The following is a 13,681-nucleotide window of genomic DNA, read 5'->3' as shown; positions in this document are numbered from 1 at the left end:
GACTCGTGGGAACATCAGGCGGCGAGCTTCGAGAGATCGGCCACGCGGTTCATCTGGAAGTGCAGGTTCTTGAGCAACGCGAGGCGATTGTTGCGCAGCGCCTCCTCGTCGGCCATCACCATCACGTCGTTGAAGAAGGCGTCGACCGCGTCGCGCAGTTCGGCAAGCGCGGAGAGCGCCTGGGCGTACTCGCGCGCCTCGAACTTCTGCTCGACCGCCGGCGTCACTTTCTCGAGTGCGGCAGCAAGCGCCTTCTCGGCCGGTTCCAGCAACAGATCCGGCGAGATCGTGCCGTCAGCCGGCGGCGCCGTCTTCTTGAGGATGTTGCCGATACGCTTGTTGGCTGCGGCGAGGGCCTCGGCTTGCGGCAGTGCCGAGAACGCGCGCACGGCATCCAGACGCTCGATCAGATCGCCCAGATACTTCGGCTGCTCTGCCAGCACGGCTTCGATCTCGTTGGCGGCGTAGCCACGCTCGCGCAGATAACCGCGCAGACGATCGAGCACGAACTGATACACGTCGCCCAGATAACCGTCATCGGCCACGCCCGTCGTGAATTGCTTGTACGTCACATGCAGCAGTTCCGGCAGCAGCACCGGCAGACGCTTCTCGATGAGCATGCGCACGATGCCCAGGGCATGGCGACGCAGTGCGAACGGGTCCTTCTCGCCGGTCGGTTGCAGGCCGATGCCCCAGATGCCGACGAGCGTTTCGAGCTTGTCGGCCAGCGCGACCACCGTGCCGGTCGGGCTGGCGGGCAGGGCGTCGCCCGCAAAGCGCGGCTGATAGTGTTCCGAACAGGCTTGCGCGACATCGGCGGCTTCACCGTCGTTGCGCGCGTAGTAGGTGCCCATGGTGCCTTGCAGTTCGGGGAATTCGCCGACCATGTCGGTCAGCAGGTCCGCCTTGGCGAGCAAGGCGCCACGCTCGGCCAGTTTCACGCCGTCAGCGTCTGCGCCGATCATGTGCGAGATCGCACCGGCGAGCTTCACCAGACGTTGCGTGCGCTCGTACTGCGAGCCCAGCTTGTTGTGATAAACGACGTTGGCGAGCAGCGGCACGCGATCGGCCAGCGGCTTCTTCTTGTCCTGCTCGAAGAAGAACTTCGCATCGGCCAGACGCGGACGCACCACCCGTTCGTTACCCGTGACGATCTGTTCGGGCTTGTCCGTCGCGATGTTGGAGACGATCAGGAAGCGGTTCGTGAGGCGACCCCCGTCGGCGAGCGGCTTGTCGGTGAGCGCGAAGTACTTCTGGTTCGTCTGCATCGTCAGAATCAGACATTCCTGCGGCACGGCGAGGAATTCCGACTCGAAGTGACAGGCGTAGATCGCGGGCCATTCGACGAGTGCGGTCACTTCGTCGAGCAGCGCGTCCGGCATCACCACGTGGTCGTTGCCGGCGGCGTCGAGCAATTGCGCGCGGATCGCATCGCGACGGCCCGTGAAGCTCGCGAGCACCTTGCCTTCGCGCTCGAGCGTGGCGGCGTAGGCGTCTGCGTTGGCAATGGCGACTTCGCCTGCCGACAGGAAGCGATGTCCTTGCGTCTTGGTGCCTGAGGCCAGACCGATCGCCGTGGCCGGCACGAGCGTTTCGCCATGCAGGGCGATCAGGCCATGCACCGGACGCACGAACTGCACCGTCTCGCCGTCCGGGCGCTGGTAGCTCATGACCTTCGGAATCGGCAGCTTGCCCAGTGTTTCGTCGAGCGATGCCTGCAATGCGTCGGCCAGTTGGGCGCCCGGTGCCGTATAGGTATGGAAGAAGGCTTCGGCCTTGCCGTCCATGGCGCGCTCCAGGCTCGCGACCGGCAGGTCGGCAAAGCCCATCGCGGCGAGTTTCTTCGCGAGCGGTGGTGTGGGGTTGCCGTTGGCGTCGAGCGCGACGGACACCGGCAGGACTTTGGCGCGAATGGTGGCGTCGGGAGCGCGATCGAGCACGTTCGTGATCGAGACGGCCAGACGGCGCGGCGTGGCGTACGGGGTGACGACGCTGGCGTCGGTCACGAGCCCGCGCGTGCGCAGGCCGTTGGCGATGCCGTCGGCGAACGCGTCACCCAGACGCGCCAGCGCCTTCGGCGGCAGTTCTTCGGTCAGCAGTTCGACCAGCAGGGTGCGTTGTGCGGTGCTCATCATGCGGCTTGCGTTTGGGCGGATGTTGGGTTCGAGGCGGCCGGCGCGTTCAGCATCGGGAAGCCGAGTTTTTCACGCGACGCGTAGTAGGCCTGTGCGATCAGACGCGACAGCGCGCGGATACGGCCAATGTACGCCGCGCGCTCGGTCACCGAGATGGCGCCGCGCGCATCGAGCAGGTTGAAGGTGTGCGCGGCTTTGAGAATCATCTCGTAAGCCGGCAGCGCCAGTTCGGCTTCGATCAGACGCTTCGCTTCGCTCTCGTAGTTGTCGAAGAAGCTGAACAGCATCGGCTGGTTCGAATGCTCGAAGTTGTAGGTCGACTGCTCGACTTCGTTCTGATGGAACACGTCGCCGTAGGTCAGGCGACGCTTGACCGGGCCGTCGGCCGTTTGCTCTTCCCATTCCGTCCACACCAGGTCGTAGACGTTCTCCACCTGTTGCAGATACATGGCCAGACGCTCGATGCCGTACGTGATTTCGCCGAGCACCGGCTTGCAATCGAGTCCGCCGACCTGCTGGAAGTAGGTGAACTGCGTGACTTCCATGCCGTTGAGCCACACTTCCCAGCCCAGACCCCAGGCGCCGAGCGTCGGGTTTTCCCAATCGTCTTCCACGAAGCGCACGTCGTTCTCGGTCAGGTCGAGACCGAGCGCGCGCAGCGACCCCAGATACAGGTCGAGAATGTTCTCCGGCGCCGGCTTGAGCACGACCTGATACTGGTAGTAATGCTGCATGCGGTTCGGGTTCTCACCGTAACGGCCATCCTTGGGACGGCGCGACGGCTGCACATAGGCGGCGCGCCACGGCTCCGGGCCGATCGCGCGCAGGAACGTGGCGGTGTGCGAGGTACCGGCGCCGACCTCCATGTCGTAAGGCTGGAGCAACGCACAGCCTTGCTTGTCCCAGTAATCCTGCAACGTCAGGATGACTTGTTGAAAGGTAAGCATGATGAATTCGCGCGGACGAACAGGAAAAAATGCGGATTTTGCGCAGTCTTTCGGCCCGGCCGCGAGCGCGGCCGAAAGACTAAAACGTTGAATTTTAGCGGGAATTCGACTCGCGCGGGGCGCTGATGGCCGCGGGCGAGTACGACGTGGGGATTTTGGCATCCCCCGGTGTCGTTTTGCTACGTCGAAGCGCGCCCGCGACGGAGGCTTTCGCGCTCAGCGCGAGCGGCGCTTCATCGCCACACCGACCCCGAACCCGAGCGCCACGAGCGCGAGGCCCAATGCGGGCAGGTTGCCGAAGCGAACGTAAGGCGTAAGGCCGCCATATGGCTGGACGTTGCCGGTGAGCGCGCCGACGGTCATCGCCGGCAGGCGCGCCTGCACGTTGCCGTGTGCGTCGATGATGGCGGTCGCGCCGGTGTTGGTGGCGCGCAGCATTGGACGCCCCGTCTCAAGCGTGCGCATGCGGGCGATCTGCAAGTGCTGATCGAGTGCGACGGTATCGCCGAACCACGCGAGGTTGGTCGAGTTCGCAAGCACGGTCGCGGGCGCCGGCATATTGCGCAGCGCCTGCGCGATTTCCTCGCCGAACAAGTCCTCGTAGCAGATGTCGAGCGCCACGCGCTGGTCGCGGACCGGGAAGCCGCCCGGCGTGGCGGTGCCGCGCAGGAAATCGCCCAGCGGGATGTGCATCATGTCGACGAACCAGCGAAAGCCCCACGGCACGAATTCACCGAAGGGCACGAGGTGGTGTTTGTCGTAACGGTAAAGCGTCTGGTCTCGCGGCGTCACCCCAAACAGACTGTTCGTCAGATCGGTCGGGCCGCGATCGGTCAGCGTTGCCCCGACCGCGCCGAGCACCACATGTGAGCCGGTGCGATCCGCAAACTCGCGGATCGGTGTGGCGACTTCGGGCGGGATGCCTTGCAGCAGCACCGGAAACGCGGTTTCCGGCGTGATGATGAGGTCGGCAGGGGCCGCCACGATCATGTCGCGATACATCGCCATGGCGTGATCGATGCCCGCGCGCTCGAACTTCATGTCTTGTGGCACGTTGCCTTGCAGCAGGCGCACCGAGATCGGCTGGCCGGATGGCGCGGTCCAGGCATGACGCGCCAGCCCCGCACCGATCCCCATGAGGGCGAGCACGCCGACGATGGCGCCCAGGCGTCGTGCGATCGGTGCAGTCTCGACGACAGGCAGAATCGCACGGGCAACCCAGGCGGCGGCCAGTGCGGCGAGCCCCGTGATGCCGTAGACGCCGAGCAGCGGTGCGAAGCCAGCGAGCGGGCCGTCCACGTGGGCGTAGCCGGGCGAGAGCCAGGGAAAGCCGGTGAAGACGGTGCCGCGCAGCCATTCGGCCAGCGTCCACGCCCCGGCAAAGGCAAGGGCGCGCCACGGACCGGGCGCCGGGACGATGCGCGTGACGAACGCTGCGAGCGCGGGATAAATCGCGAGATAGAGCGAGAACAGAACGACCGCCGCGCCCGCCATGACCCCGGGCATGCCGCCGTAGGTGTGCATGCTGACGTAGAGCCACCAGATACCGCTCACGAACGACATGGCGCCGAAGCTGCCGCCCAGCCAGAGTGCCTGACGTGACGAGGTGCTGCGCTCGACGAGCGCGAACAGTCCCGCCATCGCGAGCAGTTGCAGCCACCAGAAGTCGCGCGGCGCGAACGCCAGGGTTTGCGCGAGGCCGGCCAGACCGGCGAGCGCTCGGGCACGCCAGGCCGGCCACGAGCGCCGCTCGGGCGCGTGGACGGTCATTTCCTGCATGGATCGTTGAGTTGAGTGACGCGGGCGTTATTCGGGTTGAACGGCCGGTGCCGGTTCCACGCGTCGCAACAGCAGCATGTGGACCTGACGGCCATCGGCGCGCAGCACTTCGAACACGAGATTGCCGATGCGCATGCGCTCGCCCCGGCGCGGCACACGGCCGAACTGGTGCGTGATCATACCGCCGATCGTGTCGTTTTCGTCGTCGTGGAACTGCGTGCCGAACGCTTCGTTGAATTGCTCGATTTCCGTGAGCGCGCGAATGCGATACGTGCCGTCGGGCGCCGCGATGATGTTGTCTTCTTCTTCGTCGAAGTCGTACTCGTCTTCGATGTCGCCGACGATTTGCTCCAGCACGTCTTCGATCGTGATGAGTCCTGCCACGCCGCCGTATTCGTCCACGACGATGGCGATGTGGTTGCGATTGACGCGGAAGTCGTGCAGCAGCACGTTCAGGCGCTTCGACTCCGGAATGAACACGGCCGGGCGCAGCATGTCGCGCACGTCGAAGTCATGATTGGCGTAGTAACGCAGCAGATCCTTGGCGAGCAGAATGCCGATGATGTTGTCGCGATTGCCCTCGTAGACCGGATAGCGCGAGTGCGCCTGTTCCAGCACGAAGGGGACAAATTCTTCGGGAATCTGTTCGATGTTGATGGCGTCCATTTGCGCGCGCGGCACCATGATGTCGCGGGCGCACAGGTCGGCCACCTGGAATACGCCCTCGATCATCGCCAGGGAATCGGCGTCCATCAGGTTGCGGGCGTGCGCGTCTTGCAGAATTTCGAGCAGCTCTGCGCGCGACTCCGGCTCCGGGGAAATCAGATCGGTGAGGCGTTCGAGCAGAGAGCGAGGTTTTTCGGTGTTTTTTCGACCGGGTCGACTGGGATAAGGGTCGTTCATGACGGCGCGTCCAAGTTGGGCGGACGCCGAGCTGTTACAGGAAGCTCAAGGATACACCAGATGTGCGGCATCTCCGCGTCAGACGGCCCGCATTCCGGTATCGCCGGGGGCGCGCGCGACGATGTGCGTATTTCAGGACATTTCGGTGGTTCGTCAGGTGGCCCGCAATCGCGTCGTGGTCACCCGAAACGGACCGGCTATCACGCGCCTCCGGAATCACTTTGCACCGCAGCGGTGCAGCAAGGCTTCGAGCGCCGGATCGGGCATGCCGGCTTCGCGCAGCGCCTTGACCGTGCGGGCGACGTAGTCGTGCGTAGTGCCGTAGCGTCCCTGCGCCTGATCGAAGACCTGGCGGATGATGGCGTCGGGCAGACGCCCGGCGTAGCTCACAGCTTCGCGCCGCATGACGAACGCCAGCCCGGGTTTCGTCCGACCGTCCGCCAACTGGCAATTGAGCCACATCGGGCGGTACGAGCCCATCGCCATCTCCCGATACCAGAGCGTTTCGAGTTCCGCGCGCGCATGCCGGGCCGCGAGCCGCATCGCCACGCCCGCACACGAACCGCCCCGGTCGAGCGCCAGCACGAGTCCCGGCTGCTCGGGCGTGCCGCGATTGACGCGCGACCACAGATACAGCCCCCGGTGATAGCCGTGTACGCGAGCGCGATGGCTTTCCTCGACCGGCATGCCGGGATTCCAGATGAGCGACCCGTACGCGAAGATCCACAGATCCTCGCGACCGTCCCAGTCGACGAGCGCAGCGTCCAGCGATGCGCTCATCTCTTCCTGCGTCAGGTGACGCGATACGCCGAGGTCGGGCGGATATCGCGTGCATCCGGGCCCGCTCGAGAGGCTGGCCTGTGCGGTTTCGCTGGCGTCAGGGGCGGTCGGTCGATCGGGGATACGGTCCATGGGATGTCGGTCAGGCGCGGCGCGATTTGGCCGGCTTGCGAGCGTCGGGCGGTTGGGGGGATGGCACGGCCTGTGTCGAGGTCGGCGATTTCTCCGCGGCGTAGGGATCGGCATAGCCCAGACCGGCGAGAATCTCGGTTTCCAGGCTTTCCATTTCCTGCGCTTCGTCGTCTTCCTCGTGATCGTAGCCTTGTGCGTGCAGCACACCGTGCACGATCAGATGCGCGTAATGGGCTTCGAGCGAAATGCCCTGTTCGTTCGCTTCGCGCTCGACCACCGGGCAGCACAGCACGATGTCGCCCGTCACCGGATCGTTCTCGTCCTGCGCGTAAGCGAACGTGAGCACGTTCGTGGCGTAATCCTTGCCGCGATAGCCGCGATTGAGGGTCTGGCCTTCTTCGGCGTCGACGAAGCGCAGCGTGAGTTCGGCGTCGGCCAGCAGGGCGGCCTGCACCCAGCGGCGCACGGCGGTACGCGTGAGCAAGGCCTTGTGCGACGCGAATGCGGCGCCCGCCACGAACTGGTTCGTCAGCGTGAGCGCGTGGCGTGGCGCACGGGGACTCCCGATGCTCATGCCTTGCCTCCGGCGGCGCGCGACGCGCGCGCGGGGCGCTCCGATGCGGGCAGGTCGAGTCCGGCTTCCACGTGCTGCGCGTGCTCGTCGTATGCTTCGACGATGCGTGCGACAAGCGGGTGACGCACGACGTCCACGCTCGTGAAGCGCGTCATGGCGATTCCGCGCACGTTCTTCAGAATGACCTGCGCTTCCATCAGACCGCTCTTCTGGCCGCGCGGCAAGTCGACCTGTGTCGTGTCGCCGGTCACCACCGCCTTGCTGCCGAAGCCGATTCGCGTGAGGAACATCTTCATCTGTTCCGGCGTGGTGTTTTGCGCCTCGTCCAGAATGATGAACGCGTGATTGAGCGTGCGGCCGCGCATATACGCGAGCGGTGCGATCTCGATCATCTGCTTCTCGAAATACTTCTGCGTCTTGTCGAAGCCGAGCAGGTCGTACAGCGCGTCGTAAAGCGGGCGCAGATACGGGTCGACCTTCTGCGCCAGATCGCCGGGCAGAAAGCCCAGACGCTCGCCGGCTTCGACCGCCGGGCGCGTGAGCACGATGCGCTTGACGGCGTCGCGCTCGAGCGCATCGACGGCGCATGCCACCGCGAGGTACGTTTTGCCGGTACCGGCAGGGCCGATGCCGAACGTCACGTCGTGCGAGAGGATCTGCTTGAGGTATTCGCGTTGCGCCGGCGTGCGCCCGTGCAGATCGCTGCGGCGCGTGTGCAACACCGGCGAGCCGTCTTCCGTCTGCCCGGCGGCGAACGGGTTGTCGTCGCCGTGACGCACCGTAGGCGCGAGGCCCTGGCGTGTTTCCACGAGACCGAGCTGGATGTCGTCCACGGACAACGCCTCGGTCGCACGGTTGTAGAAGCTCTCGAGCGCCTGGGTGGCGACGGCGGCGCTCTTGCCGCGCACGGAGAAGCGATGGCCGCGCCGGGTGATCGAGACGTCGAGCGCCTGTTCGATCTGACGCAGGTTTTCGTCGAGCGGGCCGCAGAGATTGGCCAGACGGCGATTGTCGTCGCGCGGGGCGGTGAATTCTTGGACGGGTGCTTTCAAGATGATCCGGTCGGTTGCCTGTTCAGGTCGTTCGATGGCGCGGGTGCGGCGGGCAGGCATGCCTGTCTGCCGCCGGTCCGTTCAGTTTCGCGCTGTCTTTCTGTCGCTGTCTTTTTGTCGCAATCGTTCTGTGATTCCGTCGTTCAGTGCGTGGTGACCAGTTCGCCGCGCAGCGAGTGCGGGTAGGCGAAAGTGATCACGACGTCGGTCATCTGCCCGATGAGCCCTGCGCGTTGCGCCTCGGGCGCGGGGAAGTTGACCACGCGGTTGTTTTCCGTGCGGCCCTGCAGCTCGTTCGGGTCCTTGCGCGAAACACCTTCGACCAGAATACGCTGACGCGACCCCACCATGCTCTGGCTGATACGCGCGGCGTTCTCCTCGATCACGGCCTGCAGGTGTTGCAGGCGGCGCAGCTTCACTTCGCGCGGCGTGTCGTCCGGCAGGTTCGCGGCCGGGGTGCCCGGGCGCGGGCTGTAAATGAACGAGAAGCTGGTGTCGTAACCGATCTCGTGGATCATCGCCATGAGCTTGTCGAAGTCCTCTTCCGTCTCGCCGGGGAAGCCGACGATGAAGTCCGACGACATCGACATGTCCGGGCGCACCTGGCGCAAACGGCGGATGATCGACTTGTATTCCAGCACCGTATAGCCGCGCTTCATGGCCGAGAGCACGCGATCGGCCCCGTGTTGCACGGGCAGGTGCAGATGGCTCACGAGCTTGGGCACCTTGGCGTAGGTGTCGATCAGACGCTGCGTGAATTCCTTCGGATGGCTGGTCGTGTAGCGAATGCGCTCGATGCCCGGCACTTCGGCCACATACTCGATGAGCAGCGCGAAGTCGGCGATTTCGCCGTCTGCCATCAGACCGCGATAGGCGTTCACGTTCTGGCCGAGCAGCGTGATTTCGCGCACGCCCTGTTCCGCCAGTCCGGCGATCTCGGTGAGCACGTCTTCGAACGGGCGTGAGACTTCGTCGCCGCGCGTGTAGGGCACCACGCAATAGCTGCAATACTTCGAGCAGCCTTCCATGATCGAGACAAATGCCGTGGCGCCTTCGACCTTGGCCGGCGGCAGGTGATCGAACTTCTCGATTTCCGGGAAGGAGATGTCCACCTGCGAGCGGCCCGTGGCGCGGCGCGCTTCTAGCATCTGCGGCAGTCGGTGCAGGGTTTGCGGCCCGAACACGACGTCCACGTACGGGGCGCGCTGCACGATGGCCGCGCCTTCCTGGCTGGCCACGCACCCACCGACGCCGATCACCAGATCCGGCTTGATTTCCTTGAGGGCGCGCATGCGGCCCAGATCCGAGAACACTTTCTCCTGCGCCTTTTCGCGCACCGAGCAGGTGTTAAAGAGAATGACGTCGGCGTCTTCGGGGGTATCCGTCTTTTCGAGGCCTTCGGCAGCCCCGAGCACGTCCGCCATCTTGTCGGAGTCGTACTCGTTCATCTGACAGCCGAACGTCTTGATGTAAATCTTTTTTGCCATTGAGTGTGCGCCGTTCGCAGTGGTTGACCTGGGGGCGTCCGTATTGAGTGTTTCAGGGGTTCAGTCTCGGGTCATGCGAGAAATGGGATGACCCAAACGCAAAAGCCGGCATGGCCGGCCTGTCCGGACCTCCGTAGCGGGGCCGGTGTGTGGTGCACGCATTATACCGCGTGCACCGTGCGGGGGCGGGAGAGCCTGCCGCCGATCAGCGGTTGTCCTTCATGGCCGTGGCGAGCGCCCGGATGTTGTATTGGAACAACTGCAGATAGGTCGTCGCTTCCGGGTTCTTCGACAGGGCGTCGGAGTACAGCTTGCCGTCGACCGTGACTTTGGCATCGTGCGCAATGCGTTGCACCAGACGCGGATTGGAAATGTTTTCCATGAATACCGCCCGGATGCCCGTGCGGCGGATCACGCGAATCAGGTTCGCCACGTCCTTGGCGCTCGCTTCGCTCTCCGTCGACACGCCTTCCGGCGCGAGGAACTTTATGCTGAAGCGCTGGCCGAGATAGCCGAAAGCGTCATGCGAGGTGAGCACCACGCGCCGCGAGGGCGGAATGGCTGCCAACTGCTTGTCGGCCCATTTGATCAGGTCGTCCAGCGCGCCACGGTAGTTTTTGGCGCGCTCGGCGTAGTAGCTGGCGCCAGCCGGGTCGGCCTGCGAGAGTGCGGCGGCAATGTTGTCCACCATCGTCTTCACGCGCTCGGGGTCCTGAAACATGTGCGGATCGGTCACGGTCTTGCCGTCGTCGACCATCGTACGGGGTTTCAGGCCCTTGGTGACCGTGACGAGCTGGCCGGGATAGTGGCTCGATTTCATCAGGCGAGGCAGCCAGCCTTCGAAACCCAGACCGTTGACGAAGAACAGCTTGGTGCCCGACAGCCTGGCCACGTCGGCCGGGGTCGGTTCGTAGGTATGGGTGTCCTGATCCGGGCCGACGAGGGAGGTGACATCGATACGGTCGCCGCCGACGGACTTCACGATGTCGGCCAGAATGCTGAAGCTCACGCCGACCGGTAGCCGCGTGTCCTGCGCGCGCGCCGGTGTGGCGAACGTCAATGCCAGCGCGAACATGGCGGCAAAAACACCGACGAGCGCGGCAGAAAATCGTGCGCCGGGCCGCGATTTGCCTTGCGGCTTGCCCCGTTGACTCAATCCGAACATTGTTTCCCTCTCTTAAAGCGCCGAAGCCTTTGCAGTATTGGTCGTGCCCGGCGAAACAAGCAGCGCGCTCAAGTAGGCGACACCTGCCGTCAAAACGATGGCCGGCCCTGACGGGCAGGCCAGATAGTACGAAACCAGCAATCCGATCACGCTCGACGCGCTGGCGACCAGCCACGCGGCCAGCAGCATGCCGGGCAGCGTGCGCGCAATCAGGCGCGCGGTCGCGGCGGGGAGCATCATCAGGCCCACGGCCATGAGCGTGCCCATGGCCTGAAAGCCCGCGACGAGATTCATCACCGTCAGCACGGTAAAGCCGAGGTGATACCGCATCACCCCCCTGCCCTGACCCTGCCCGAGGAACGTCGGGTCCGCGCTGTCGAGCACCAGACCGCGATAGTGCCAGCCGAACCAGAGCAGCGTTACCGTGGTAATTGCCGCCACGAGAATCAGCGACGGGTCGTCCACGGCCAGGACCGAGCCGAACAGCAGATTCATCAGGTCGACGCTGTTCCCCCACTTCGACACGATCACCACGCCGCCCGCGAGCGCCAGTAGATAGAAACCGGCAAACGACGCCCCTTCGTCGAGTCGGGTGCGTCGGCTCGAAAGGCCGGCAAGCAGGGCGACGAGCAGCCCCGCGATCATGCCGCCTCCGGCCATCCAGGGCAGCGACAGGCCGCCGATCAGATAGCCGACGGCCGCGCCCGGCAGCACCGCGTGCGAGAGCGAGTCGCCCATCAGGCTCATGCGGCGCAGCAGCAGGAACACCCCGACGGGCGTGCAGCCGAGCGATAGCGCCAGACTGCCCACGAGGGCATGCCGCATGAAGTCGAATTCCGCGAACGGACCGACGATCAGGTCGAGCAGTGCGCTCATTGACGATCTCCCGGCAACGGGAGGACGACGCTGGCCGCCCGCGACGGCTGGGACGGCTGGGACGGCGGCAGGTTCGGCACGCTCGGCAGCGGCGGGTTTGCCGCGAAAGCGGTGTACCCCCCCGCGCCCGCCAGCCCGCCGAGGGCGCCTCCACCTGCGCCGTTCGCGGACGCAAATCCGCTGTGCAGGCAGTCCGCCGGTGCGCCCGACGCCACCAGGCGCCCCGCCATCACGACCACGTGCGCGAAACGTTCGAGCACCAGCGGCAGGTCGTGCAGAACGGTCACCACGGTACGCCCCTCGTTGCGCCATTGATCCAGCAGGGCCAGCAACAGTTCCGCCGAGGGCACGTCGATGCCGGTCAGGGGTTCATCCAGCAAAACGATGGGCGCATCTTCGACGATCAGGCGCGCGAAGCGGGCACGCTGCCATTGACCGCCGGACAAGACTTCCAGCGCCTGCGCGCGCTTGTCCGCCAGGCCGACGCGGGCGAGCGCATCGATGGCGCGCGCGAACTCCTCGCGCCCCAGGCGGCCGGCATCGCCCGTGCGACGCCACGTGCCCGTGAGGACGTACTCCTCCACGCACATCGGGAAACGGTGATCCGTCTCGGGGCGTTGCGACAGATAGGCCACCGGCCCGTCGCACACGACTTTGCCGCGTGACGTCTTTTGCAGCCCGGCAAGTGCGCGCAGCAGCGTAGTCTTGCCGCCCCCATTGGGGCCCACGACCGCAGAGAGCACGCCCGGCGCGAAGGTGGCGCTCACGCCCTCGAGCGCGACATTCGGCCCGAAATGGACCGAAAGGTCCTGGCATCCGATCACGAGGCGACTCCTTTCAGTGCCCAGAAAACGAGCGCCCAGAGGGGGACAAGCACGAGCAGCATAAGTGCCGTGCGTTCCCAGCCAGCGAGACGGTAGAGCCAAACAGAGAAGCGAATCATGAATAAGTCGGGTGACGCCCGGACACACTGAGCAACTGTGTCTCAGATATGTCCTAAATGCAACAAGGTTGCATTATGGCATGAATCGGTCGGACGTCGCTTGCCATCGGCCAGTCCGGGTAAGTGCCCGAGTGGGCACGCGAGGACGACTCACAACACGTTACATATTCCGCACAGCAGATTTCGGTGAACCGGCGTAACATGCTTTCAAGGCCGCTCGTCTGGCACGTTGTTCGCTTCATTCCAGAGATCGGCGATTTGCAAGGAGGAGGTAGTCCGTTCAGACAACCGTCCATCGTCGACTTTCCGCTGGCGACGAACATGTGCAGCCGCATGTCGATCGCACGACCTTCGCGACTTTGCGCAGCCGCGACGCCTCGACAGGAAAGCACTCATCTCGCGCCCACGTCTTCGGCTTCGTCGACGTCGTCGGGCCTCCCACTTTTTTTCCCGAAAACTTCGCATACCGTGCTTCGAATTCGTTCGTGTAATTTTCTTGATACATAGGAATCCTTAATAAATGGCCGTCAAGCTAAAACGGTTTTCGATGCAGGCAAACCCGAGTGCGCTTTGCGTGGGTGAAGGCGCCAAAACTCGCTCGATTTTTGACCTATCTCGCTTGACGTGCGCATTGCGTAGAGTGCGCGGAAACCCTTGTGGCGTGCGGGTTATCGAGAATGCTTAGCGCTGCGGAAAATATGTAGCGACAGTTTTTTTGTTTGTGCATATGATGAGTTAACGGTTGCAATTTTTACTGACAAGTTTAAAGTCAACCTAAACCGATTTTGAGTCGTTCATGTAAGGGAGGAGACAGTGCGAAAGGTTTCGCGTCAGTCGCTCCGGCATGCAGTGAGCCAGGTCGAAACCATTGCGCAGTCATCCGGGTCTTAGGCAACAGAGCGGGCATC

At 64.4% G+C, this 13,681-nt stretch carries 10 protein-coding genes and 1 pseudogene; all 11 read right to left on the bottom strand.

The features are described 5' to 3' along the window. Positions 1–14: 14 nt before the first annotated feature. On the bottom strand, positions 15–2,135 hold the full coding sequence (glyS, locus tag PCA31118_RS12945) for a glycine--tRNA ligase subunit beta (RefSeq protein ID WP_150625581.1): 2,121 nt from the start codon (positions 2,133–2,135) through the stop codon (positions 15–17). Continuing rightward, positions 2,132–3,082, bottom strand: a complete 951-nt coding sequence (gene glyQ / locus PCA31118_RS12940) for a glycine--tRNA ligase subunit alpha (protein ID WP_150625580.1) — start codon at positions 3,080–3,082, stop codon at positions 2,132–2,134. Before glyQ ends, glyS begins: the two co-directional genes overlap by 4 nt. 216 nt (positions 3,083–3,298) lie before the next feature. After that, positions 3,299–4,852 (bottom strand): apolipoprotein N-acyltransferase, encoded by a 1,554-nt coding sequence (gene lnt / locus PCA31118_RS12935; protein WP_246190207.1) that lies wholly within the window; start codon positions 4,850–4,852, stop codon positions 3,299–3,301. Positions 4,853–4,888: 36 nt separating this feature from the next. After that, the gene (locus PCA31118_RS12930) at positions 4,889–5,764 is read right to left on the bottom strand and encodes a CorC family transporter (RefSeq protein ID WP_150625578.1); all 876 of its coding nucleotides are present in this window, start codon (positions 5,762–5,764) and stop codon (positions 4,889–4,891) included. Between the two features lie 216 nt (positions 5,765–5,980). Then, complete coding sequence (locus tag PCA31118_RS12925) at positions 5,981–6,676, bottom strand: gamma-glutamylcyclotransferase (RefSeq protein WP_150625577.1); 696 nt, start codon at positions 6,674–6,676, stop codon at positions 5,981–5,983. A gap of 100 nt (positions 6,677–6,776) precedes the next feature. Further along, a pseudogene (gene ybeY, locus PCA31118_RS12920) lies at positions 6,777–7,250 on the bottom strand (rRNA maturation RNase YbeY); the annotation flags it as partial. Next, a complete protein-coding gene (locus tag PCA31118_RS12915) occupies positions 7,247–8,302 on the bottom strand; it encodes a PhoH family protein (protein WP_174990448.1) in 1,056 nt (351 codons plus the stop codon). The gene PCA31118_RS12915 and the pseudogene ybeY, both read right to left, overlap by 4 nt. 143 nt (positions 8,303–8,445) lie before the next feature. Then, positions 8,446–9,789 carry a tRNA (N6-isopentenyl adenosine(37)-C2)-methylthiotransferase MiaB gene (gene miaB, locus PCA31118_RS12910; protein ID WP_150625574.1) on the bottom strand — a complete coding sequence of 448 codons (1,344 nt, stop codon included), beginning with the start codon at positions 9,787–9,789 and terminating at the stop codon, positions 8,446–8,448. Between the two features lie 205 nt (positions 9,790–9,994). Continuing rightward, complete coding sequence (locus PCA31118_RS12905) at positions 9,995–10,954, bottom strand: metal ABC transporter substrate-binding protein (protein WP_150625573.1); 960 nt, start codon at positions 10,952–10,954, stop codon at positions 9,995–9,997. 12 nt (positions 10,955–10,966) lie between these two features. Continuing rightward, positions 10,967–11,830 (bottom strand): metal ABC transporter permease, encoded by an 864-nt coding sequence (locus PCA31118_RS12900; protein WP_150625572.1) that lies wholly within the window; start codon positions 11,828–11,830, stop codon positions 10,967–10,969. Then, entirely contained in the window at positions 11,827–12,654 is an 828-nt protein-coding gene (locus tag PCA31118_RS12895; RefSeq protein WP_174990447.1) for a metal ABC transporter ATP-binding protein, read from the bottom strand. Before PCA31118_RS12895 ends, PCA31118_RS12900 begins: the two co-directional genes overlap by 4 nt. Positions 12,655–13,681: the final 1,027 nt, after the last annotated feature.

This window comes from Pandoraea captiosa (assembly GCF_902459775.1).
Classification (GTDB): Bacteria; Pseudomonadota; Gammaproteobacteria; order Burkholderiales; family Burkholderiaceae; genus Pandoraea; species Pandoraea captiosa.
Note: the sequence above shows the minus strand (reverse complement) of the source record. Positions and strands in the feature narration are given on the sequence as shown.